Source organism: Sedimentitalea xiamensis, assembly GCF_030164465.1.
In the GTDB taxonomy this organism is placed as follows: Bacteria; Pseudomonadota; Alphaproteobacteria; order Rhodobacterales; family Rhodobacteraceae; genus Sedimentitalea; species Sedimentitalea xiamensis.
This window is the reverse complement of record NZ_JASNJE010000007.1, coordinates 165,119-186,926: the sequence shown is the minus strand read 5'-3', so window position 1 is coordinate 186,926 and position 21,808 is coordinate 165,119. Positions and strand designations below refer to the sequence as shown.

The following is a 21,808-nucleotide window of genomic DNA, read 5'->3' as shown; positions in this document are numbered from 1 at the left end:
CCGCACGTATGCCGACCTTTGGAATGCTGTTGGCAACGTTTGCGATCTCTTCACGGAGGAAGAATGCTTCAACTTCTTCAAAGCCGCAGGCTATGGAACCGATTAAACGCAAAGCGCTCTAAAGACACAATGGGCGGTGGAACACGACGCCTGGCGCAAGGCCAATCTTGGTCGTGATGAATGGGTCTATGTCTGGGCCGACGGGATCTACAGCGGCTTGCACGGCGCAGCCGACCGGCTCTGCGCCCTGGTCGTGATCGGTGTCAATGCGCGCGGCGAGAAGCATTTCCTGGCCATTGAGGACGGTGTGCGGGAGAGCACCCAAAGCTGGCGCGAGGTCCTGCTGGGGCTCAAAAGCCGCGGCCTCAACGCTCCGAAACTGGCAGTCGGCGATGGGGCCATGGGATTTTGGGCGGCTCTTGAGGAAGTCTATCCCACCACTCGGCAACAGCGCTGCTGGGTGCATAAGACGGGCAACGTTCTGAACTATCTGCCAAAGCGCAGTCAGCCCAAGGCAAAGAAGGCGCTGCACGACATTTGGCAGGCCGAGACCCGTGAAGATGCCCGCAAGGAGTTTGACTTGTTCGTCGACACCTACGAGGCGAAATACCCCAAGGCCGTCGAATGCCTGGTCAAGGACCGCGACGAACTGCTGACTTTCTACGATTTCCCCGCCCAACACTGGCAGAGCATCAGAACTTCAAATCCCATCGAGAGCGCGTTCGCCACCATCCGCCACCGCACGAAACGCACCAGGGGATGTCTGAGCCGGGACGGGATGCTCCACATGATGTTCAAGCTCGGCCAATGCGCTGAGAAGAGCTGGCGCAAGCTGCGCGGCTTTGCTCATCTCGCAGACGTCATCGAAGGCGTCGATTTCATCAACGGCATCAAGCCATCAACACAAAATCAGGCCGCCGCGTGATGACCACCCAAACACCAGATTTGACAATAGCTCATCGATTTCGGAATGATGGCATAACGCGAACAAGTCGCACATGAACCCGAAAGTTTCGCAGGGAATACCCGGATTGTCCCTCTCGAAGTAATGAGGTCTTTTTCGGTATGTTAGGTTGAAAAGGCAGTCTGAAGGCGCATCGCTTTCTGAATGCCAAGTTTGGCGGGCGGCACTATTTTTTACCTGAATGCGAATGCGTGAAGGAAAAGTATCTTCACTCTTGCCTATCTGCAGATCCCATGGGGCCCAACCAAAGGAACAGATTGCACATTGGTCGCCCAGAGCCTCTGCCAACATGGCTTCGCACCAATATCCGCGAAGGTTGTTGTCCATTATGCGTGCAGAAAGAAATTCGCGTTGAACACGTCGTTGAATTTGAGCGATATTGAGTTGCGCTAGTTTTTGCTCACTCAAACGTCCAACTCCTCCACGAACCGCGCGTTCTCCTGGATATACTGGAAGCGCAGTTCCGGCTTTTTGCCCATCAGCCGTTCCACGAGGTCGCCGGTTTCGCCGGGTTCGTCTTCGTCGATGGTGACGCGGATCAGCTTGCGGGATTTCGGGTCCATGGTGGTTTCCTTCAGGTCCTTGGCGTCCATTTCGCCGAGGCCCTTGAAGCGGGAGACATCGATCTTGCCCTTGCCGCCGAGGCCCTTGGCGAGCATCGCCTCTTTCTCGGCCTCATCCGTGCAGTAGACGCGGCGCGCGCCCTGCGTCAGGCGGAACAGCGGCGGGCAGGCGAGGTAGAGGTGGCCGTGGTCGATCATCGGGCGCATCTGGGTGAAGAAGAAGGTCATCAGGAGGCTGGCGATATGGGCGCCGTCGACATCGGCGTCGGTCATGATGATGACCTTGTCATAGCGCAGGTCGTCAACGTTGAACCGTGAACCGAGGCCGACGCCGAGCGCCTGGGTCAGGTCGTTGATCTCGGCATTGGAGCCGAGCTTTGAACTGGCCGCGCCCAGTACGTTGAGGATCTTGCCGCGCAGGGGCAGCAGCGCCTGGGTCTTCCGATCCCGCGCCATCTTGGCGGAGCCGCCCGCGGAATCCCCTTCGACGATGAAAAGCTCGGTGCCCTCGCGGGAAGTGGCGGAACAGTCGGTCAGCTTGCCGGGCAGGCGCAGTTTCTTGGTGGCGGATTTGCGTTGCGTTTCCTTTTCGGCCCGCCGGCGCAGGCGTTCCTCGGCCCGAAGCACGAGAAAATCGAGGATCGCACCGGCGGATTTGGTGTCGGCGGCGAGCCAGTTGTCGAAATGGTCGCGGACGGAATTTTCGACCAGCCGCTGCGCCTCGACCGTGGCGAGCCGGTCCTTGGTCTGGCCGACGAATTCCGGTTCGCGGATGAAGCAGGAGACCAGCGCGCAGCCGCCCGTGGTCAGATCCTCGCGGGTGATCTGGGATGCTTTCCGGTTATTTACCAGTTCGCCATAGGCCTTGACGCCCTTGACGATCGCGGCCCAGAAACCTGCCTCGTGGGTGCCACCCTCGGGCGTGGGTACGGTGTTGCAGTAGGACTGGATGAAGCCGTCGCGGGAGGGGGTCCAGTTGATCGCCCATTCGACCTTGCCGGGGGTTCCGAATTTCTCCTTGAAATCGACGGTGCCCGAGAAGGGTTTGTCGGCATAGGTGGAGGCGGTGCCCAGGGTTTCGGTCAGGTAGTCCGACAGGCCGCCGGGGAAGTGGAAGGATGCCTCGAGCGGGGTTTCGCCATCGTCGATGGCGGATTTCCAGCGGATCTCGACGCCGGAGAAGAGATAAGCCTTGGAGCGGATCGACTTGAACAGGCGGGCGGGCTTGAAGCGGTGATGGCCGAAGATCTGGTCGTCGGCGTGGAAGGTGACGGTGGTGCCGCGCCGGTTGGGGGCGGCGCCGAGTTTCTCGACCGGGCCGAGCGGCAGGCCGCGCGAGAAACGCTGCTCGAAGAGTTCCTTGTTGCGGGCGACCTGCACCACCATGGAATCCGACAGCGCGTTGACCACCGAGGCGCCGACGCCGTGCAGGCCGCCGGAGGTCTCATAGGCCTTGCCCGAGAACTTGCCGCCCGCATGCAGGGTGCAGAGGATGACTTCCAAAGCGGATTTGCCGGGGAATTTCGGGTGCGGGTCGATCGGGATGCCGCGGCCGTTGTCGCGGATGGTGACGGCATAATCGTCATGCAGTTCCACCTCTATCCGGTTGGCGTGGCCGGCGACGGCCTCGTCCATCGAGTTGTCGAGCACCTCGGCCACGAGGTGATGAAGGGCGCGTTCGTCGGTGCCGCCGATATACATGCCGGGGCGTTTGCGCACCGGTTCGAGACCCTCAAGCACCTCGATCGAGGAGGCGTCGTAATCGGTCGGGGCCGTTGGACTCAGAAGGTCGTTCATACCGCTGCTCTGTTGTTGTTTTGCGGCATTATGGCAGCGCCGGGGGCAATGGGGAAGGGTGAAGCTGCCGGTAGGGGAGCAGGGAAATGCCAAGACGGTGCCATCTTTGTACCGCAATCGGTGGGCAGGTTGGGGGAGCACCGCAAGGCGACCCGTTTTATGACCCTATCCGCGCCCGTTTCGGAGATGTTTGTCGAAGATCACGCAGTCGCGGTTCTGATCGACGGGGAAAACATCGCCGCCAGCCATGCGCAAACCATTCTGAAACAGGCGAGGCAACAGGGTGTGCCACGCATCCGGCGGGTTTACGGGGATGCTGCGTTGCTGAAGGGATGGGATGCCGAACCGGAGGTGGACCTGATCCACACACGTTGCGGCAAGAACTCAGCCGATATGAAGCTGGCCATAGATGCGGTGGACCTGGCTGCGCGGGGGCTGACGCGGCGGTTCGTGATCGTAAGTTCGGACGGGGATTTCACCCATCTGGCGCGGCATCTGTGCGAGCGCGGGCACCGGGTGACCGGGATGGGCGGCGTACAGACACCCGAGGCATTTCAGCGGGCCTGCGGGTGGTTTGTCACTCTTGAGGCGTTAACCGACCGGATCGAATCTGAAGCGGGGCAGACGAGCTTGCCGTTGCGTCCGACGGAACTGACGACTGTTCTGGCCGGCTTGCCGCTTCACAAGGCCGTCGCAGAAATCCTGCGTCGGGAAAGCGGTACGTCCTGGATCGAGGTCGCGTCGCTCAACGGGATGGTGCGACGCCACATCGGCATGCGGATTACGGCCTGTCCCGAAAAATCCTGGAACGGGTTCCTGACGAAATACGGCAACATGTTTCAATGCGATGGCAAGGGCGCGGCGCGGCGGGTCCGCCTGCGAGTTCCGCTCTAACTCTGGTCGATCCAGTCCAGAATGGCCCGCGCCACCCGTTGCGGATCCTGGTGAATCAGCCAGTGGTTCAGGCCGGGCAGTTCGATGCGCGTCAGGTCGGCGGCGAAGTCTTCCAGCCCGTCGGTGGCCTCCGGCAACAGCGCAGTATCGTCCATGCCCCAGATCAGCAGATGCGGGCAGCGCACCTTCAGCCGTTCGACGGGCATGTCGGGCAGATCGGTCAGCGGGTGGCCCGGATCGGCGATTTTCAGAGGTGAGGCGCGATACCAGTGGATCATCGTTTTCAGCCTCCCGGGCCGGGCCCATTCGGTGAGATAGTCCCGCTTCTTCGCTTCGGTTAGCCAGCCGCTGTCCATCTTTCCCATGAACAGCTGTTTCATCTTCGCGAAATCGTCCACCGCAAGCCGTTCGTGCGAGTCCTCCCGCCGCAGATAGTTGATATACTGGCTGGCCTCGGACTGCGCGCCGCCCGCCGCCATGGCGCGCTGGAACGGCGCCGGGTGCACACCGTTGGCGATGATCAGCCGGCCCACCAGGTCGGGTTTGAACATCGCCAGCCCATAGGCCACCGCCGCGCCCCAGTCATGGCCCAGCACCGTGACCGGCGCACCGGTCGCATCGATGAGCGCCGCCATGTCCCCGACCAGTTTCGAGGCGGCGTAGTTTTCGACCCCGTCCGGCGCCCAGCTTTGGCCATAGCCCCTTTGGTCCGGGGCGATGCAGTGGAAATGTCCGGCCAGGTGCGGCGCGAGATCGGCCCAGGCGCCGCCGTATTCCGGGAACCCGTGCAGCATCAGGAGCGGCGGCAGGTCCCTGTTTCCCCAGCGCCGCAGGAAGAACGGATGACCGTTCAGTTCAACCGTTTCCGTCTGCATGGTCATGCCTTTCTGCGTCGATTGATGATCAGGGTTGCCTGTCTGGCGCGTTCGACCCCGGCGCGGGCTATTCACCGGCATTCAGGGTCTCGAAGGTCAGGCCCTGCGCGGTCCGGGGCGCGAAGCCGCGCCAATAGGTGTGGTCGGCGGTTTCCTGTCCGGCGTCGTCCAGCGCCACGACCCCGTCCGCCGCCCGCGGCACAAGGTACAGGTAGGCCGCCTTGTCCGCGTTGCTCTTCAGGTGCAGGTCCATGAAGGCGGTGGCGAAATGCTGGGCAATGTTGTTCATCCGGTTGGTATCCCAGACCGCGTCGGCATAGTGTTCGAAGGGCACGAAATCCAGGGTGTCGACCGGCAGCCAGCTTTCCGCCGGCGCGGGCATCGGGGCCGCGGCGTTGTGGTTGGCCGCCTCGAAGGTCAGAAGGTGGCGCGTGGTGCCGGTGGCGCCGGCAAAGATCTCGCGTATCGCGGGATAGATCGACACGTCGTCGGCCCCGCCGGCCATCAGCATCAGCGGTTTTTCGAACCCGGCGAGCCCGGCGTCGTCCCAGAACCCGGTGTTCCTGCCCCAGGGACCGATGGCGATCACCGCTTTCACGCGCGGGTCGATCAGCGCCTTGTGGCTGTCGGAACCTGCAAGGTGGCGTGCCAGCAGGCCGTTGGGCGTGCCCCACGGGTATTCGGTGGAGGCCTGAGTGACGCCCGCGCCGCCAAAGACCAGCGCCCCGTAGCCGCCCATCGAATATCCGATCACCCCGGTGGTGTCCGCGTCGACGATGTCGCCCAGCGGCCCGTCCAGCGCCGCCATCTGGTCGATGACGAACCTCTGGTCTATCGGCCGGTTCAGCAGGGTCGATCCAAAAGCGGCCTGGTCGTTGTAGGTGCTGTCGGTATGGTCGATGGACACGGTGACATAGCCCTTTGAGGCAAGGTTCTCGCCAAGGTGGGACATCAGGAACCGGTTGCCGGGATAGCCATGAGAGATCACCACCAGCGGATAGGCTGCTCCGCTCGCCGGGGCCGCGTCGCGGGCCGCACGGCCGATCAGCGTGACTTCGGTTTTTCCGTCCCGAAGAAAGGCGCGATAGGTGCCGCCCGGCTCCGTGCCGTCGGCCGCTGGATACCAGACTTCGACGGTCAGCGGACGGTCGTAGATCGGTTCGGAACCTTCGGTGGTGTTCAGGATGTCGTTCTGACCGGCGTGGACAAAGCCGAGGGTCTGCACGCCGACCGGCAGATCGCCATGTGCGGCCAGAACAGGGGCATCCGGGCGGATGAGGTCGATACGGTTCTCGGCTTGGGCGGGAATCGCGGCGGCGAGGCTGGCGGCAAGCCCGAGGGCGGTCAGGGTCGGTCGCATCGGAATGATCCTTCCTTTTGAGGGCCGGTGAAACGCGCAGGCGGCGAGCGAAAGAAGAAGTCCGACTTTGGCAGGTTTTTGACAGGGATCAAGGCATTGCACAGGTTAAGTTATTAGAGTCCGCGTGACCAAGATCAGGCCGGAACGAGGAGACGCGCCCATGACCGTCCCCCCTTCGAACATACCCGAAAACGATACCGTCGTATCCACGGGGGCGGATGCTCGGGTGAGCCAAGCCGTCCGTCAGCCGAGTCCGGAAGAGGTGCGCCGCGCCTTTGAGAGCGGCAAGTATCCCTATTCCCGCAGGATGGGGCGCCGCGCTTACGAGGCGGACAAGGCGAAGCTGCAAGCCGAACTTTTGAAGGCGCAGATCTGGGGTCAGGAGACAGGCCAGAAATTCGTGCTGCTGTTCGAAGGCCGGGACGCGGCGGGCAAGGGCGGCACGATCAAACGGTTCACCGAGCATCTCAATCCGCGTGGGGCGCGTGTCGTCGCCTTGAACAAGCCGACGGACGAGGAACGCGGCCAGTGGTATTTCCAGCGTTATGTCGGGCATCTGCCAACGTCGGGCGAGATGGTTTTCCTCGACCGGTCCTGGTACAATCGTGCCGGCGTCGAACGGGTCATGGGTTTTTGCGATCCCACGGAATACCTGGAATTCATGCGCCAGACGCCGGAACTGGAGCGCATGCTCGTGCGGTCCGGCATCCGGATGTACAAGTACTGGTTCTCGGTCACGCAAGCTGAGCAGAAGCGCCGGTTCGAAAGCCGGGAAACCGACCCTCTCAAGCGCTGGAAGCTGAGTCCGATCGACAAGGCATCGCTGTCTAAATGGGACGATTACACCGAGGCCAAGGAAGCGATGTTCTTTTACACCGACACGGCGGACGCCCCGTGGACGGTCATCAAGTCCAACGACAAGAAACGTGCACGGCTGAACTGCATGCGGCATTTCCTGAATTCACTGGACTATCCGGACAAGGATACGGATGTCGTGGGCCGGCCCGATCCGCTTATCGTCGGTCAGGCCCATCACGTCATTCACCGGTCCGATCACATCCTGGGCACGGCCTTGCATCCGGGCACGCGGGCGCGGTAGCTGCACCGGCTCCGGCGCGGATCAGATGAAGTCGAAATCCGCGCCGGTGATCGCGGATGACGGCACATCCGTCAGGGTTATCTGTGTCAGGCCACCAAGCGTAATGATGGCATCGGCGGTGCCGGAGATCGACACCTCGGCGAACGTCAGGCCCTGCACCCGCAGGATGTCGAAGCCGTCGGCGAAATCGGAAATCCTGTCACGGCCTTCGTTGCGGGTGCCATCGAAGACGAAGACATCCGCGCCGGCCCCGCCGCTGAGCAGGTCGTTCCCGGTGTTTCCGATCACCATGTCGCTGCCGTCCTGACCGGACAGGTTGTCCGCGCCGCCGCCGCCGTTCAGAATGTCCGACCCACGGCCGCCGGACAGGGTATCGGCCCCGCCATTGCCAAGAAGCGTGTCGTCGCCGTCGCCGCCATCCAGGATGTCCCGGCCCGCGCCGCCGGCCAACCGGTCGTTCTTGCCGTTTCCGGTCAGGATATCGTCGCCCGCATCGCCGAACAGCCGGTCGCGGCCGCCGTTTCCGGACAGCAGGTCATGGCCTTCGCCGCCGCGGAGCGTGTCACGGCCGGATCCGCCGGACAGATTGTCCGCCCCGGCGAGGCCCAGCACCAGGTCGCGGCCGCCGCCCGCGTGCAGGCTGTCGTTCCCAAGCCCGCCTGACAGCGTGTCCGCGCCGTCCGATCCGTCAAGGACCAGCGCGACCGGCGGCAGGCTCATGTCATCAGAGTCGACATGATCGAACAGAACGTTGCGCGCCAGGCCCGGAAAGGAACTGAAATCGGGCGAGCCGAGAATGGCCGCCATGGCCGGGGCGAGATCGAGTCCGACCACATGGGCGAGGGTGGCGATGTAGCTGTTGCTGTTCTGCCCTTCCACCGCGCCGAACAGGCCAAGCCTGTATTCAATGGCCTGGGTCGCCAGGAAATCGCGCAGGTTGACCAGAACCTCCCAGACATCCGATGCGTCGCGGTCCGTCGGCAGGTCGAGTCTTTGGGCGATGCTGTCGGCGGCAAAGGGGATTTCATGCGGCTGCACCGGGCGCACGTCCCAGTCGCCGATGGCCAGAAACGGCCCCTGAACCTCCAGCTCCAGTTCATCGCCGGACCCGAATACGCCATCCGGATCGTAGACCAGTTGCAGATGTCCATAGGAGGTGAACAGGACTTCATTGGCGACCAGGTGAAGCGATGTCATGCGAGGCTCCCGGAAAGCGAGGCGCGAAGGCCGGATCAACGGCGGCGTCCCGACGGTGCAAGGCTACAGGTCCGGTCGGAACCTGTCAAAACCCTCGTCCGGGCGAGGACCGACCCGCTTGGGCTTGCGGGGGGCACGCTTTGCGCCTAGTGCAGCGAACGATGAGCCAGACCATGACATATCCCGGCCACGTCAAAGCCATTCTGGTCCTCGGCCTGCCGCTGATCGGCGGGCATGTGGCGCAATACGCGATTACGCTCACCGACACGGTCATGCTGGGGTGGTATGGCGTCGGCGAACTGGCGGCTGTGACACTGGCGGGAAGTTACTTCTTCGTGTTCTTCATCCTCGGCGCCGGGTTCGCGCTCGCGGTGATGCCGATGGTGGCGGCGGTTGCGGCGAAGGGAGATGACACGAGCGTGCGGCGGATCACCCGTATGGGGCTGTGGCTGTCGCTGGCTTACGGAGCGATCGCCATGCCGGTGATGATCTGGTCAGAACCGATCCTCGCCAGCCTCGGGCAGCCCCCCGAGGTGTCCGAACTGGCCGCGCGGTATCTTCGGGTGGCGGGCTGGGGGCTGTTCCCGGCCCTGTTGGTGATGGTCCTGAAATCCTATCTGGCGGCGCTTGAACGCACCCAGATCGTGTTCTGGATCACGATCGTGGCGGCGCTGACGAATGCGCTGGCGAACTATGCCTTGATCTTCGGGAACTTCGGCGCGCCGGAACTGGGGATCATGGGGGCCGCGGTGGCGTCGATCATCACGCAGGCGGTGTCGCTGCTGGCGGTGATCGTCTACGCGGTGCTGGCGCTGCCCGAGCACCGGATGTTCCAGAGGTTCTGGCGGCCCGACTGGGACATGCTGCTGCAGGTGTTCCGTCTGGGCCTGCCGATCGGCCTGACGACCGTCAGCGAGGTCAGCCTGTTTTCCGCCTCTGCCCTGATGATGGGGTGGCTCGGGACCGTGCCGCTGGCGGCGCATGGCATCGTCGTTTCCATCGCCGCCTGCACCTTCATGGTGCATCTCGGGCTGAGCAACGTGGCGACAATCCGCGCCGGCAACGCCTTTGGCCGGCAGGACCGGGCGCATCTGGCGCGCGGAGCCGAGGTGGTGACCGCCCTGTCGCTGGGCTTCGCGGCAGTGACGATCCTGTTGTTCCTGCTTCTGCCGGAACCGCTGATGTCGCTGTTCATGGAACCGGACAATGCCCAGCGGCCGGCGATCCTGGCCATCGGCGTCGGCCTGCTGGCCATCGCCGCGCTGTTTCAGCTGGTCGATGGCGCGCAGGCCATCGCGCTGGGCCTTTTGCGCGGGGTGCAGGACACCAAGGTGCCGATGATCATGGCGGTCCTGTCCTATTGGGTGATCGGCATTCCGACCTCATACCTTCTTGGGTTCGTCTGGGGCATGGGCGGGATCGGCGTCTGGCTGGGTCTCGTCACCGGGCTGGCCTGTGCGGGCGTTTTCCTGATGCTGCGGTTCTGGCGGCGGGCCTTGGGCAAGGTTGCCTTGGCCGCCTGATCCTCATGGATCGGTCCCGGCGCGTCAGACGTCCCTGGACAACCGGTCCGATTTCTTGCGCACCAGAACGCTGCGTAGGTCGTGCATCGCCAGCAGCAGATCGTCAGTGACCCGTTCCAGCTGCGCCTCGGTGGCCCTGGTCTGCGCCCAATGCGCGGTCGTGTTGAGCACGTCCAGCGCGCGCAGGATATCGTCGAACTCGCGCCGGGCAAGGAGCGCGGCGCGGTCGGTCATCCAGTCCCGGATCGCCTCGATGTCTGAATCCGTCAACACGCGGTCGCCATGCGGCTTGATTTCGCCGTTCCGGATGTTGACCACGGCGATCTGGTTCAGTTCGGTCCGTCGCTGCCGGTTGTCGGAATTGGGGCGGAACACGAAAGCGCCGTTGTCGCGCACGCGGAAATAGTATTCCGGCAGTTCGGTGGTCATGGAGGGTCCTTTTATGTGAGCGCCGCGCAGAATGTCTGGATACGTGTGCAGGCTTCCTTCAACGCATCGTCGGATGTGGCATAGCTGACGCGGAAATTGGGCGACAGGCCGAAGGCGGCGCCGAAGACGACGGCGACGTCGGATTCTTCCAGCAGCGCGGTCGCGAAGGCTTCGTCGTCGGTGATCTCGGTTCCCGCCGGAGTCGTCTTGCCGATCAGCCCGGCGATGGACGGATAGACATAGAATGCGCCTTCGGGCGTCGGGCAGGTGACGCCGTCGATCTTGTTCAGCATCGACACGACCAGGTCGCGACGGCGTTTGAACACCTCGTTGTTCGCGGGCAGGAAATCCTGCGGTCCGTTCAGCGCCTCGACCGAGGCCCACTGGCTGATCGAGCAGGGATTGGACGTGCTCTGGCTCTGGATCTTTCGCATCGCGGCGATCAGCGGCTCCGGCCCGGCCGCGTAGCCGATGCGCCAGCCGGTCATGGCGTAGGCCTTGGAGACGCCGTTGCAGGTCAGCGTGCGGTCGTAGAGCGCCGGTTCGACCTGCGCCGGGGAGCAGAACTCGAAATCGCCATAGGCCAGGTGTTCATACATGTCGTCGGACATCACCCAGACGTGCGGGTGGCGCATCAGCACTTCGGTCAGCGCCTTGAGTTCGTCGCGCGAATAGCCCGCCCCGGTCGGGTTGCTGGGCGAATTGAAGATGAACCACTTGGTCCTGGGCGTGATCGCCGCTTCGAGCTGGTCGGCGGTCAGCTTGAAACCGGTTTGCAGGGACGCTTCGGCGATGATCGGTTCGCCGCCCGCCAGCAGCACCATGTCAGGATAGCTGACCCAGTAGGGCGCGGGAATCACCACCTCGTCCCCCGGATTGAGCGTCGCCATCAGCGCGTTGTAGAGGATCTGCTTGCCGCCGGTGCCGACGCTCACCTGCGCGGGGGAATAGGTGAGACCGTTGTCGCGCTTGAACTTGGCGCAGATCGCCTGTTTCAGTTCGGGGATGCCGTCGGGCGCGGTGTATTTCGTCTTGCCGTCCTCGATCGCCCGGATCCCGGCCGCCTTGATATTCTCGGGCGTGTCGAAGTCCGGTTCGCCCGCGCCCAGCCCGATCACGTCGCGTCCGGCTTCTTTCAACTCGCGCGCCTTGGCGGTGACGGCGATGGTCGGAGACGGTTTGACGCGGGACAGTGTCGCAGACAGGAAACTCATGGGTCACCTCGGTTTGTATGTTCATCGCGACTGTCATAGGGTGCCGCCGGGGGCCGATCAAGCGGCTTCGGGGCAGGTCGAAAGGAGAGCAGACATGAGCGACGAGAACACCGATTGGTATGGCCCGGACTCGGCGACATTCGGCGACCGCGTGGCCGGGGCGCGCGAGGCGACCGGCATGACGCAGGCGCAGCTGGCGCGGCGGCTCGGTATAAAGAAAGCGACCCTTGTCAGCTGGGAAAACGACATGGCCGAACCGCGCGCCAACAAGCTGTCGATGCTGGCCGGGCTGCTGAACGTGTCGATCATGTGGCTGTTGACCGGAGAAGGCGACGGCATGTCCGGGCCTGCCGATGACGTTCAGGACGCGCCGGACCTTTCGGACGTGCTGGCCGAATTGCGCGAGATCAGGGCATCGATGCGCAGCAATGCAGAACGCGCGGCACGGGTCGAAAAGAAGCTGAGGATGCTGATCCAGCCGGCAGAGCAGCCGTGAACGAACCCCGCGACACCAGGATCAAGCGCCTGCGCATGCGGTCGATGCGGCGCGGCATCAAGGAGATGGACCTGATCCTGAGCGCCTATGCCGACGCCACGCTCGACGGGATGTCCGACAGCGATCTCGACACTTACGACTCGCTGCTGCAAGAGAATGATCAGGATCTCTATCAGTGGGTCACGGGGCAGGATACACCGCCGGAATCGCTTGCACCGCTGATCCATGAAATATCGCAAACGTTTCAAAAATAGGGATAATTCGGTTTAACCGATTCTTCGGCTTTTGCCGTCAGTCTTTGACACGATAAGTTCGAGTCGGAGATACGGATGAGTATGGAAATGCAAGTCGGGCCTGTGACCCGCAAGGGGTTCATGACCGGATACCTGGAGGCGCTGGCGCTGGTCGAACGTCTGCACCGGCTGTTGCTGGATGTGATCAAGGATGAATTCGAACGCGTCGGCATTCTGGAAATCAACGCGGTTCAGGCGCTGCTTCTTTTCAACATCGGCGAGAACGAAGTGACCGCGGGAGAGCTCAAGAGCCGGGGCTACTACCAGGGCAGCAACGTCAGCTACAATCTCAAGAAGCTGGTTGAAATGGGGTATATGCATCACCAGCGCTGCGAGATCGACCGCAGGTCGGTGCGGGTCAAGCTGACTCCGCGCGGCCGGGAAATCCGCGATGTCGTGGCCAATCTGTTCTCCCGCCATGCCGAAGGTCTGGAAGGCAAGGGCGTCATTGGCGTGGACGGAATCGACAACATCACCAGTTCGCTGAAACGCGTGGAACGGTATTGGACCGACCAGATCCGGTATATCTATTAACGGAAATGCGCTGACGTCGGATGCGGAAGCGGCAATGAAACAAGAGCAGGGCGGGCCGAAGCGGGCCTGTCAGGGGTGCGGGCCGGGCGGCGCGCGCCCCCATTCGTTGGTCCGTTTGGCGGCCGGAACCGGACCGCGGCTTGGGAGCGGGGGCGGTGCGGAACCGGAAGTCCCGCAAGCGCGCATGGTTTGCCGGCCATGACGGCGTCGAGATTTCCCGATCCGCCGAGAGGTTTTCAGGCAGGCATGCGCCGTCGCCCGGGGCGCCCGGCCTGCCCGTCCGCCGGTTCGGCCATTGCAGCCGAAGCGTCGCGTCACCTTGCATGGCCGCCAACGCGACCAGGCGCATTCCGGCCACCGCCGGGGCCGGGCGGCACCGCCTGGCACTCCGGTCGAAAACCCGAAGCGGCAGAGACATGACGCCCGATCAAACTGCGGTCAGCCGGGTGCTGCCGGCCGCATGCCGTCGCGTGCCCCCGTGATACGCGGCGAAAGTTCCGTTTCCAGCTTGCGGCGCATGGCGCGTTCGTAGTCTTCGAACCCTTGCGCGATCTCCAGAAAGGCGCCGTGCCCGTGCAGAACGTCGGTGCGATAATATTCGATCAGGTTGACTTCGGCTTCGTAATCCGCGGCATTCACCACCAGACCGTTCACCGTGACCCCCGTGAACGGGAATTCGGAATAGGCGGCGGAGGGGGGAAAACCTTCGTTGTTCTCGCCGTCGCCGGCCATGTCCAGGGTGGAAAACAGGCAGTCGGGCGCCCGGCCCAGAACGCCCGCGCCATACCCCAGCGCATAGCCCATCGCGGTCGGGAAATCGCTGTGACTGCGGCGCGAGCGGCCGATGGTCTGCGCGACATCCAGAAGCGCCGCGCGGCTGTCGATCAGCCGCCAGTCGAGCAGCAGCTCCTGATTGTGCCGACCGCTCCATTCATAGGCCGCGAGGGCGACCGGCAGATCGGCGGCGAAAAAGGCCTCCTGCACTTCGGGTGCGATCAGGGCGGCGGCCAGCCCGTTGCGTTGCAGCGCGTCCTCGGCGGCATCAACCGACGAGGACACGTCGATCGCCAGAAGCAGCGCCAATCGGCAATCCGCCGCTGCGACAGGACTCGCAAGCCCCGCCGCCATCAAGAAGGCTCGCAGCGCTACCAATGGCCGATGTTTTCCATGCTGTTCCAGGGCTCCGCCGGCGGCAGCGGGTCGCCGTTCTGAAGCAGTTCTACCGAGATATTGTCGGGCGAACGCACGAAGGCCATGCGGCCGTCGCGCGGCGGACGATTGATCGTCACACCGTTGTCCATGAGATGCTGGCAGGTTTCGTAGATATTGTCGACGCCATAGGCGAGATGCCCGAAATGGCGGCTGTCGCTGGGCAGGCCATCGTCGCCATCCCAGTTGTAGGTCAATTCCACCGGACAGTCTTCCTGTCCCGGCGGCGCCATGAATATGAGCGAGAACCGCCCCTCTTCGCTGTCGTAATGGCGGGTCTTTTTCAATCCGAGCAGGTCGAAAAAGGCCATGGTCTTGTCCAGATCGGCGACGCGCACCATGGTGTGAAGGTATTTGATGGTCATGTGTTTCTCCCGTGATCTCTGTCAGACTAGCGTGTTCAGCCGGCAGGGCCAGTCCGGTCGGGCCGTTTTCAGAATTTTGAGCTGATCCCCAGCGAGAGCGACATCTCGCGCGCGGAAAAACGGCTGAAATTGGAGTCCTTGCGTCCGCCGCGCAGCCGCAGCGTGGGAACGAACCCGGCATAGTCGTAGCGGTCGAAGATCAGGGTCAGGTCGCCATAAAGCGACTTGTCGGTGCGCGGAACCGCGCCGTTGATGCTGAACAGGAATTCGTCGTATCGCGTGTAACCCATGACAAGGCCCATCGACAGCCGTGCCGGCCCGACCGCCCGGCCCAGCGTGTAGCTCGCCCGCATCGACGCGGTGGAATAAGTGCCGTTGATGCTGACCGCATCCGCGTCCTGCAATGCCAGCGCCAGGTTGAGCACGTCGCCGTTTTTGAAGACCTTGCCGTAGTCGGCCCCCAGGCTCAGCAGGCGCGCATCATTGGTCCGATACCGCGCGTTGTAGCGTCGCTCGGCCTCCGCGCGCAGGGTCAGGCGCGCGGTGGAGAAGAGCGCCGACCTGTGCTCGCCGCCCAGGCGGGCAAAGCGATAGTTGCGTTCGCCGCCATACCAGCTTTCCCCGAAGGCTAGGTCGAACGCCATCTGCGCGCTGCCATCCGCGGGGCCCAGGGCGAAGGCATGTGCCAGCGAAAGTTCCGCATAGGTCGAGCCGAAATCCGACCCCGTGGCGTCGGGCGCGGTGGCCTTGGCGCCGCTCGACAGGGAAACACGTTGCAAATACAGCCGCGCGCCCAGTGTGATCAGGCTGTTGCTATCGCTGTGGAGCCGGTAACCGGGTGCGATATCCAGCGATCCGATCAGGCCGGACAGGGCCAGCCCGGCGCCCGAAATGGTGCCCTCGTCGGGCACACCGTCGATGATATTGAGCGACGTGTCCGAACCGTTGTTCACGTTGTCCGACGGCTGTAGTTCTGCGCGCAGGCGCAACGACCAGGGGTTGATCCGGCGCAGGATCCTGTAGTCCCGCGCCACCAGTTGCTCGTCGCGATCGGTCGGCGCGTGAATGGCCGTACGGCGCAGCCAGATCTGCGACAGGGTGTAATTCTCGCCCTCGAAAGCCATGCGCGCGGCGAGTTGCGCTGCTTCGAACCGCGCGGGTCCCGCGTCGGCATGGCGGTAAGCATAGCCGGCGGCGCGGCGGGCGAGCGTCGGATTGTCCAGCCGGGCGTACCCGCGGGCAATGATGTAATAGGCCAGTGCATCCTTGGGATCGGCCTTCAGAACGCCTTTTGCCAACTGAATCGCAAAGCCGGGATCTCCGGACTCAAGCGCCCGGATCGCCAGGTTCCGGGCCTGGTCGATCCCAAGTTCCACCCGCTGGTCGTCCTGCGCCGCGGCAATCGTTCCGAAGAGACAGAACAGCAGCGCGAGCAGCACCCCGAAACGGCGCGGGCGGTCAAGCGGCGCATGGCCAGGGGCGGAATCCGGCATCCGCCGTTCCGTCAGTTGCTGCGTTCAAGCACGAACAGCCCGAATTCCTCTACCTTGTTCAGGTTCTGAACGTGATCTTTCGCAAACAGGGCGCCGGCAACCGAATTGGCGTTGGACCCTCCAAAGGCGCCTCCGTAATCGCCCTTTTCTTCCTGGGCCTGCGTGATCTTGCCCGCAAAGGATCCGTCCGCCTGAATGTCTGTCGGTGCGATTTCAAGATTCTCCAGTGGCACCCCTTGCGCCGCATAGGTCCGGTCATAGATCGTGCCCTTGACCCGACTGGTGGAGAAATCCGCATTGATCCGCGCTTTTCCATAGACCCGCGCAGCCTGGCCGGGTGTGAGTTCGCTGGGCGTGCCGGCGGGGACCGGCAGCAGGGCCGCGCCGTCGTCAGGATAGTTCATCAAACCGACATATTCGCCGTCGTAGCGCACGTCGGCGTTTTGTGGGTTCGGGGTCGGCGCCTGATACCCGCTGGCCGAATAGGTCGCGCCGCCGTTGTAATAGCCGTCCAGACCGCCCGATACTGCGATCACCCCCTGCGCGTCACTGACGGCGCGCGCATAGGCGGTGGTGTGGGTGTTCAGGGCATCGGGCTGCCGGGTGAAAGCCTGGTATTGTCCGCCGGGAGAATCCAGGGACGCGGCCCGCATGTATTCCACCGGAAGCGGCGTGCCGTTGAACGCGACGCCGGTGATCACGAGGTGCGGGTTGTTGGGGTCCGGGATATATTCCGCCGCATCCAGATCGCTGGCCACTGCCGCCGGGATCGGGCTTTCCGGGGCAACGGGAACAGGGTCCGTGACCTCGTCGCCATCGTCATCTTCAAGAAACGGGTTGCCCCCGCTGCATGCCGACAGTGTCGCCGCCATCGCGACACCGAGAAAAAACCGCTTCATCTGCCTCAACAACCTTTTGATTGGTCTTTTCCGGAAAGGTCAGTTGCCTGCGGAGAAAAGTCAACGCGTTTACACGTTAAAGGCGATTAACGTGGCGAATGTGTGACCCGGATATTGCGGTTCACGCAAAGATCAGCGCAATATATAGCGAGAACCCGGAAAGATTTTCCCGCGAAAGGATTCGTCATGTCGCTGTCATCCGAACAACAGGCCGAAATCGACGCTCTGCGGTCCGATCCGCAGCCCACGCTGCGCGTGGTCGCGCCGGGGATGGAGGCGCATCTTTACAAGGCGCGCCCGGTTCTGGATCACGGTTTCGTCCGGGCGATCGACTACATGGGGGATGACGCCGCGATCTGTCAGGCCGCGCGGGTCAGCTACGGCAAGGGAACCAAGAGCGTTCAGAACGACGAGGGGCTGATCCGCTATCTCATGCGGCACTGGCATTCGACCCCGTTCGAGATGTGTGAACTGAAGCTGCACGTGAAGTTGCCGGTCTTCGTCGCCCGGCAATGGATCCGGCACCGCACGGCGAACGTGAACGAATATTCGGCCCGCTATTCGATCCTGGACCGGGAATTCTACATCCCCGCGCCGGAACACATTAACGCGCAATCGGTGGTCAACAATCAGGGCCGGGGCGACGTGCTCACGGGCGAAGACGCTGCACGGGTGCTGGAGATGTTGAAGGCCGATTCGGCCCGGTGCTATGACAACTACCAGTCGATGATCGACGAGGATGGCATCGGTCTGGCGCGGGAACTGGCACGCATGAACCTTCCCGCCAATGTCTACACCCAGTGGTACTGGAAGGTCGATTTGCACAATCTTTTTCATTTCCTGCGGCTGCGGGCGGACGCGCATGCGCAATACGAGATCCGCGCCTATGCAGAGGCGATCTGCGAGATGGTTGCGGATTGGGTGCCCGCCGCCTACCGGGCGTTCGAGGACTACCGCATGGGGTCTGTCACCATGTCGGCTCAGATGGTCGAATGCCTGCGCCGGATGCTGAAGGGCGAAACCGTGACCCAGGACAATTCGGGCATGTCGGCGCGGGAATGGCGGGAATTCGAAGAGGTCTTGCGGTAGCCACACCCTACCGGACCATGCCGGCCCTCCACGCAGCGGGGCACGGGGTGCCGCGAACACACCGATCCATGATGGACCGATCCGCCTGGCTTGACGTCCCGCGAACTTGACGCGGCCGCCGACAAGGGGCGGCGGGCGGAAAAGCGCGCCCCGTATCGGGGCGGGGCGCGACCGGGAATCGGTTAAAGAGGTTTCAGGTTCGCAGCCATTTCACGGCCATCGCGGCCGGCCTCTAGGTCGTAATTGACCTTCTGATTGTCGGCGAGACCTGTGAGCCCCGACCGTTCCACGGCCGAGATGTGCACAAATACGTCTTTTCCACCCGTATCGGGTGCGATGAATCCGTACCCTTTTGTTGTATTGAACCATTTCACGGTGCCAGTCGGCATTTCCCGTGTCTCCTTCTCAGTTATTTGCGCCCCGAAATCGCGGAGCATACCAAAGCACGATGCCGAAGCCTGTGACCGGGCCAAGGGGACGGAACGGGCACTTCGCGGTCGAAGGTGCTGAGTAACAAGATTACACGGCCATGCCAAAAATCAAGAAAAAGGGGCTGCCTTGGGGCGAAATGACGGATATTTGCGCACCCGGAAGGAGTGGTCACATGGTTCTCTATGGCTTGAAAACTTGCGATACCTGCCGCAAGGCGCTGAAAAAACTGAATGAAGCACGGTTTGTCGATGTCCGAAGCGAAGGCGTTCCGCCGGATGTGATGTCGGCCGCATTCGATCTTTACGGGCAGGCTTTGTTGAATACGCGCTCTACCACCTGGCGCGGTCTGCCCGACGCGGAACGTGCGCGCCCGCCGCTGGACCTTTTGCGCGACCACCCGACGCTCATGAAACGTCCCCTGATCGTGTCCGAGGAGCGAATCTTTCTGGGGTGGACGGCAGACGTCCAGAACACGCTCGGTGTCGCCTGAACGGGCAAGGCCGCGCGTCATGGGGTCGGCGCGGGTCGCTCAGGACAAGCGACCCGTCAGCCGGTCTGCGGACAGCGGACCCGCGCCCTTGACCACGATGATGGCGAGCACCGTGATCCAGAGCAGACGCTGGTCGAGAATCACGCTGTCGGGGATTCCGTTGAACCAGCCGCCGAGCGTCTTTTCATCGGTCGCGCCGTGCCCGACGATATCGGTAGCCGACTGAACGAAGACGAAACCGATCAAGCCGATGGCCGCGAGGCGGCTGAACAGACCGACGACGATCAGCGCCGGCAGGATGAATTCGGCCCAGGTCCCGGCGAGCGCGACCATCCAGTGAAAGAATCCCAGTTGCGAGCTGTCATAGCCGACAGCTTCCATCGCGCGCGGAAAGATCTGCGCATAGGCGCCGTCGGACAGGGAAAACAGGCCGAACGGACCGTCGCCAAGCTTGGTCCAGGCCGATCTCCAGAAATACATGACCAGCACCGCCGCGAAGGTGAATCTCGCCAGGGTGGGCAGGATGAACCCCGCCTTCCGGTCCAGCCAGTCGAAAACCGAATTATGCATCTTCATCAATGTGATCATGGTTCAGTCTTTCCGCGCCAGGGACGTCAGGGCATTTCCGGAGAGCAACAGGGCCAGACAGGTCGTCAGATCGAAGTCCGGGCAGTCGCGCTGCGCCATGTCCAGGGCCGATCCGACGGTTTCGCCGTCGATCAGCGCCGCGATCCAGGTTGCGCCGCCGGGCGGGAGGAGGTTCGGGGCCGGATCGAATTCCGGCCGCGTGATCAGGACATCCTGCGCTACATGCCTCGGTTTCGCGGCATCCGGTTGGGTGTTGAATCGCCATATATCGTAGACCGGCCAGTCGGAACGCAGCACCGAAACGCCCGGCGCCAGTGTCACCCGTGACCGCAGCAGGGCTTCGGATTGCGTGTCCGCCAGCGCCGCAGGGTCGAGCCCCGCTGCATCCGCCGCATGGTAGGCGTGGCGCAACGCCAGCTCCAGGCGGGCAACATCGGGAAGGAAGCCGCGATGCGAAAGCTGCGGCAGGCCCGACAGGAAGTCCGGAAACTCCGCGCCATAGTGCATCAGCAGCGGCGAGGAGGGCGGATGCGCCCGCACGAACATCCGGGCGATACCGTCCATGTTTTCCTGCCCCAGCAAGCGCGTGACGATCGGAAATCCGACGCAGATCGCGTCCCGCAGCGACACCACGACGTTGTTGCGATAGACGTTGAAACGGGCGGCCGCCGGCTGGCCGGATGCATCCACCAGCCCATCGGGAACGGGGGCGGCAGGATCAAGCAGCGCGGTGAGAAACCGGGTTTGGGAAACGGTCATGCCGAAACGACGGCGAGGGCCGCGGCGGCGCATTCGGCTTCGCTGCGCAAGACCGGCCATTCCGGCACATCGTTGTCCCATTCCACCAGCACGGGTTTCGGGCCGGAACGGGCCAGAACGTGACCCAGCAGATCCCAGACCGGCTCCGCGACGGGGTGCGCGTGGCTGTCGATCAGAAGCGGTGCGCCGTGGCGATCGGTTTCGGCGTCATGTCCGCCGACATGAATCTCTCCGATCTGATCGATCGGGTAGGCATCGACATAATCGTGCGGCTCCATTCCCAGGTTTGTGGCCGAAACAAACACGTTGTTGACGTCGAGCAAGAGGCCGCAGCCTGTGCGCCGGCAAAGTTCCGCAAGGAAATCCGTTTCGCAGAACGTGCTTTCGTCGAACGCAAGATAGCTGGACGGGTTTTCCAGCAGCATTTGCCGGCCGAGGGCGATTTGCACCTGGTCGATATGATCCGCCACGCGGCCTAGCGTCTCTTGCGTGTAGGGCAGGGGCAGCAGATCGTTCATGAATTCCGCGCCATGCGTGGACCAGGCCAGGTGTTCCGAAAAACTGGCGGGGTTCAGCCATGAAACCAGGCGCTTCAGGCGTGCGAGGTGTTCCGCGTCCAGTGGCGCTTCACCGCCGATGGACAGTCCGACGCCGTGTACGGATATGGGAAATCGTTCTGACAGGGCGCGCAGTTGCGCGAGCGGACGCCCGCCGTCGCCCATGTAGTTCTCGGCGTGGATTTCCAGCCACGCGACGGGGTGCGGCTGTTTCAGGATGTCGCCGAAGTGACGGGGTTTGTATCCGACTCCCGGCGCGTCGGGCAGGTGGTTGGGCGGTTTCGCGGAGTCCGGCATGGCGGGCCTGTGGGGTCGCGGGCGGGAGGCTTGCGCCGGCCCGCCCAGTGCGCCGTTTATGCCGGCAAGTCGCGGTCGAGCGCGCTCAGCGAACCCTTGCGCTCCGTGCCGTCGGCCATCGCGGGAAGCTCCATGCTTTCGCAGGTTCCGGCATCGACCAGTTTCCAGGCATTCCCCTGATAATCCACGGTCGATGTCCCCGCGCATGTGGTGCCGGGACCGGCGGCGCAATCATTGGCCCCGGCCAGCGAGACGCCATAGCATTTTTCCTTGGACTGCGCCTGAACGGTCGTGGCCGTCGCGGCCAGGGCAGCGGCGACCGCGCCTGCGACGGTGAGCGTCTTGACGGTGGTGGACATGTCGATCTCCCTTGTTGGTTTCGTTTTTCGATG

Annotated in this window: 24 protein-coding genes and 1 pseudogene; 9 read left to right on the top strand and 16 right to left on the bottom strand. The window is 63.2% G+C overall.

Translation table 11 applies throughout. The features are described 5' to 3' along the window. Positions 1-106: 106 nt before the first annotated feature. A pseudogene (locus QO034_RS08620) lies at positions 107-925 on the top strand (IS256 family transposase); the annotation flags it as partial. On the opposite strand, the gene QO034_RS08615 reads toward QO034_RS08620, so the two are convergent. Next, on the bottom strand, positions 899-1,372 hold the full coding sequence (locus QO034_RS08615; protein ID WP_284485104.1) for a hypothetical protein: 474 nt from the start codon (positions 1,370-1,372) through the stop codon (positions 899-901). The pseudogene QO034_RS08620 and the gene QO034_RS08615 overlap by 27 nt on opposite strands. Next, complete coding sequence (gene parE, locus QO034_RS08610; RefSeq protein ID WP_284485103.1) at positions 1,369-3,324, bottom strand: DNA topoisomerase IV subunit B; 1,956 nt, start codon at positions 3,322-3,324, stop codon at positions 1,369-1,371. The genes QO034_RS08615 and parE overlap by 4 nt, the downstream gene beginning before the upstream one ends. Positions 3,325-3,483: 159 nt before the next feature. Between parE and QO034_RS08605 the strand changes: the two genes are divergently transcribed. After that, on the top strand, positions 3,484-4,218 hold the full coding sequence (locus QO034_RS08605; RefSeq protein WP_284485102.1) for an NYN domain-containing protein: 735 nt from the start codon (positions 3,484-3,486) through the stop codon (positions 4,216-4,218). Here the strand turns inward: QO034_RS08605 and QO034_RS08600 are convergent. Continuing rightward, positions 4,215-5,099 (bottom strand): alpha/beta fold hydrolase, encoded by an 885-nt coding sequence (locus QO034_RS08600; protein WP_284485101.1) that lies wholly within the window; start codon positions 5,097-5,099, stop codon positions 4,215-4,217. The genes QO034_RS08605 and QO034_RS08600 overlap by 4 nt on opposite strands. A gap of 61 nt (positions 5,100-5,160) precedes the next feature. Next, positions 5,161-6,453, bottom strand: a complete 1,293-nt coding sequence (locus tag QO034_RS08595) for an alpha/beta hydrolase family protein (RefSeq protein ID WP_284485100.1) — start codon at positions 6,451-6,453, stop codon at positions 5,161-5,163. A gap of 160 nt (positions 6,454-6,613) precedes the next feature. Here QO034_RS08595 and ppk2 point away from each other — a divergent pair, with 160 nt between their 5' ends. After that, positions 6,614-7,552 (top strand): polyphosphate kinase 2, encoded by a 939-nt coding sequence (gene ppk2 / locus QO034_RS08590; protein ID WP_284485099.1) that lies wholly within the window; start codon positions 6,614-6,616, stop codon positions 7,550-7,552. Positions 7,553-7,573: 21 nt separating this feature from the next. Here ppk2 and QO034_RS08585 read toward each other — a convergent pair whose 3' ends face one another. Next, positions 7,574-8,749 carry a calcium-binding protein gene (locus QO034_RS08585; RefSeq protein ID WP_284485098.1) on the bottom strand — a complete coding sequence of 392 codons (1,176 nt, stop codon included), beginning with the start codon at positions 8,747-8,749 and terminating at the stop codon, positions 7,574-7,576. A gap of 173 nt (positions 8,750-8,922) precedes the next feature. On the opposite strand from QO034_RS08585, the gene QO034_RS08580 reads away from it, so the two are divergent. Beyond that, positions 8,923-10,272 carry an MATE family efflux transporter gene (locus QO034_RS08580; RefSeq protein WP_284485097.1) on the top strand — a complete coding sequence of 450 codons (1,350 nt, stop codon included), beginning with the start codon at positions 8,923-8,925 and terminating at the stop codon, positions 10,270-10,272. Positions 10,273-10,296: 24 nt separating this feature from the next. Here the strand turns inward: QO034_RS08580 and QO034_RS08575 are convergent, their stop codons facing one another. Next, positions 10,297-10,701: a hypothetical protein gene (locus QO034_RS08575; RefSeq protein WP_284485096.1), complete on the bottom strand. Its 405-nt coding sequence runs from the start codon at positions 10,699-10,701 to the stop codon at positions 10,297-10,299. Positions 10,702-10,712: 11 nt separating this feature from the next. Then, on the bottom strand, positions 10,713-11,915 hold the full coding sequence (locus QO034_RS08570; RefSeq protein WP_284485095.1) for a pyridoxal phosphate-dependent aminotransferase: 1,203 nt from the start codon (positions 11,913-11,915) through the stop codon (positions 10,713-10,715). A 94-nt stretch (positions 11,916-12,009) separates the two neighbouring features. Between QO034_RS08570 and QO034_RS08565 the strand changes: the two genes are divergently transcribed. The 3 genes from QO034_RS08565 to QO034_RS08555 all read left to right on the top strand — a co-directional run bounded on the left by QO034_RS08565 (position 12,010) and on the right by QO034_RS08555 (position 13,238). Continuing rightward, a complete protein-coding gene (locus QO034_RS08565; RefSeq protein ID WP_284485094.1) occupies positions 12,010-12,411 on the top strand; it encodes a helix-turn-helix domain-containing protein in 402 nt (133 codons plus the stop codon). Beyond that, positions 12,408-12,665: a succinate dehydrogenase assembly factor 2 gene (locus QO034_RS08560; protein ID WP_284485093.1), complete on the top strand. Its 258-nt coding sequence runs from the start codon at positions 12,408-12,410 to the stop codon at positions 12,663-12,665. Before QO034_RS08565 ends, QO034_RS08560 begins: the two co-directional genes overlap by 4 nt. Before the next feature lie 75 nt (positions 12,666-12,740). Beyond that, positions 12,741-13,238: a MarR family winged helix-turn-helix transcriptional regulator gene (locus QO034_RS08555; protein WP_284485092.1), complete on the top strand. Its 498-nt coding sequence runs from the start codon at positions 12,741-12,743 to the stop codon at positions 13,236-13,238. A gap of 438 nt (positions 13,239-13,676) precedes the next feature. On the opposite strand, the gene QO034_RS08550 is transcribed toward QO034_RS08555, so the two are convergent. From QO034_RS08550 to QO034_RS08535, 4 genes are all read right to left on the bottom strand, one after another. After that, positions 13,677-14,366, bottom strand: a complete 690-nt coding sequence (locus tag QO034_RS08550) for a DUF1194 domain-containing protein (RefSeq protein WP_284485112.1) — start codon at positions 14,364-14,366, stop codon at positions 13,677-13,679. Between the two features lie 17 nt (positions 14,367-14,383). Beyond that, a complete protein-coding gene (locus QO034_RS08545; protein ID WP_284485091.1) occupies positions 14,384-14,812 on the bottom strand; it encodes a VOC family protein in 429 nt (142 codons plus the stop codon). Between the two features lie 68 nt (positions 14,813-14,880). Beyond that, positions 14,881-16,305, bottom strand: a complete 1,425-nt coding sequence (locus QO034_RS08540; protein ID WP_284485090.1) for a tetratricopeptide repeat protein — start codon at positions 16,303-16,305, stop codon at positions 14,881-14,883. Positions 16,306-16,316: 11 nt separating this feature from the next. Beyond that, a complete protein-coding gene (locus tag QO034_RS08535; RefSeq protein ID WP_284485089.1) occupies positions 16,317-17,204 on the bottom strand; it encodes a factor H binding protein domain-containing protein in 888 nt (295 codons plus the stop codon). Between the two features lie 186 nt (positions 17,205-17,390). Between QO034_RS08535 and thyX the strand changes: the two genes are divergently transcribed. Continuing rightward, complete coding sequence (thyX, locus tag QO034_RS08530) at positions 17,391-18,293, top strand: FAD-dependent thymidylate synthase (RefSeq protein WP_284485088.1); 903 nt, start codon at positions 17,391-17,393, stop codon at positions 18,291-18,293. A gap of 182 nt (positions 18,294-18,475) precedes the next feature. On the opposite strand, the gene QO034_RS08525 is transcribed toward thyX, so the two are convergent. Continuing rightward, a complete protein-coding gene (locus QO034_RS08525) occupies positions 18,476-18,682 on the bottom strand; it encodes a cold-shock protein (RefSeq protein WP_284485087.1) in 207 nt (68 codons plus the stop codon). Positions 18,683-18,897: 215 nt separating this feature from the next. Here QO034_RS08525 and QO034_RS08520 point away from each other — a divergent pair, with 215 nt between their 5' ends. Continuing rightward, positions 18,898-19,215, top strand: a complete 318-nt coding sequence (locus tag QO034_RS08520) for an ArsC/Spx/MgsR family protein (RefSeq protein ID WP_284485111.1) — start codon at positions 18,898-18,900, stop codon at positions 19,213-19,215. 39 nt (positions 19,216-19,254) lie between these two features. Here QO034_RS08520 and QO034_RS08515 read toward each other — a convergent pair whose 3' ends face one another. The 4 genes from QO034_RS08515 to QO034_RS08500 are packed head-to-tail and all read right to left on the bottom strand — an operon-like array spanning position 19,255 to position 21,775. Continuing rightward, positions 19,255-19,803 carry a DoxX family protein gene (locus QO034_RS08515; RefSeq protein WP_284485086.1) on the bottom strand — a complete coding sequence of 183 codons (549 nt, stop codon included), beginning with the start codon at positions 19,801-19,803 and terminating at the stop codon, positions 19,255-19,257. Positions 19,804-19,806: 3 nt separating this feature from the next. Then, positions 19,807-20,562 (bottom strand): HvfC/BufC N-terminal domain-containing protein, encoded by a 756-nt coding sequence (locus QO034_RS08510; protein WP_284485085.1) that lies wholly within the window; start codon positions 20,560-20,562, stop codon positions 19,807-19,809. Continuing rightward, positions 20,559-21,416, bottom strand: coding sequence for an MNIO family bufferin maturase (gene bufB / locus QO034_RS08505; protein ID WP_284485084.1), 858 nt, complete (start codon positions 21,414-21,416; stop codon positions 20,559-20,561). The genes QO034_RS08510 and bufB overlap by 4 nt, the downstream gene beginning before the upstream one ends. Before the next feature lie 56 nt (positions 21,417-21,472). Next, the gene (locus QO034_RS08500) at positions 21,473-21,775 is read right to left on the bottom strand and encodes a BufA1 family periplasmic bufferin-type metallophore (protein WP_284485083.1); all 303 of its coding nucleotides are present in this window, start codon (positions 21,773-21,775) and stop codon (positions 21,473-21,475) included. Positions 21,776-21,808 lie beyond the last annotated feature (33 nt).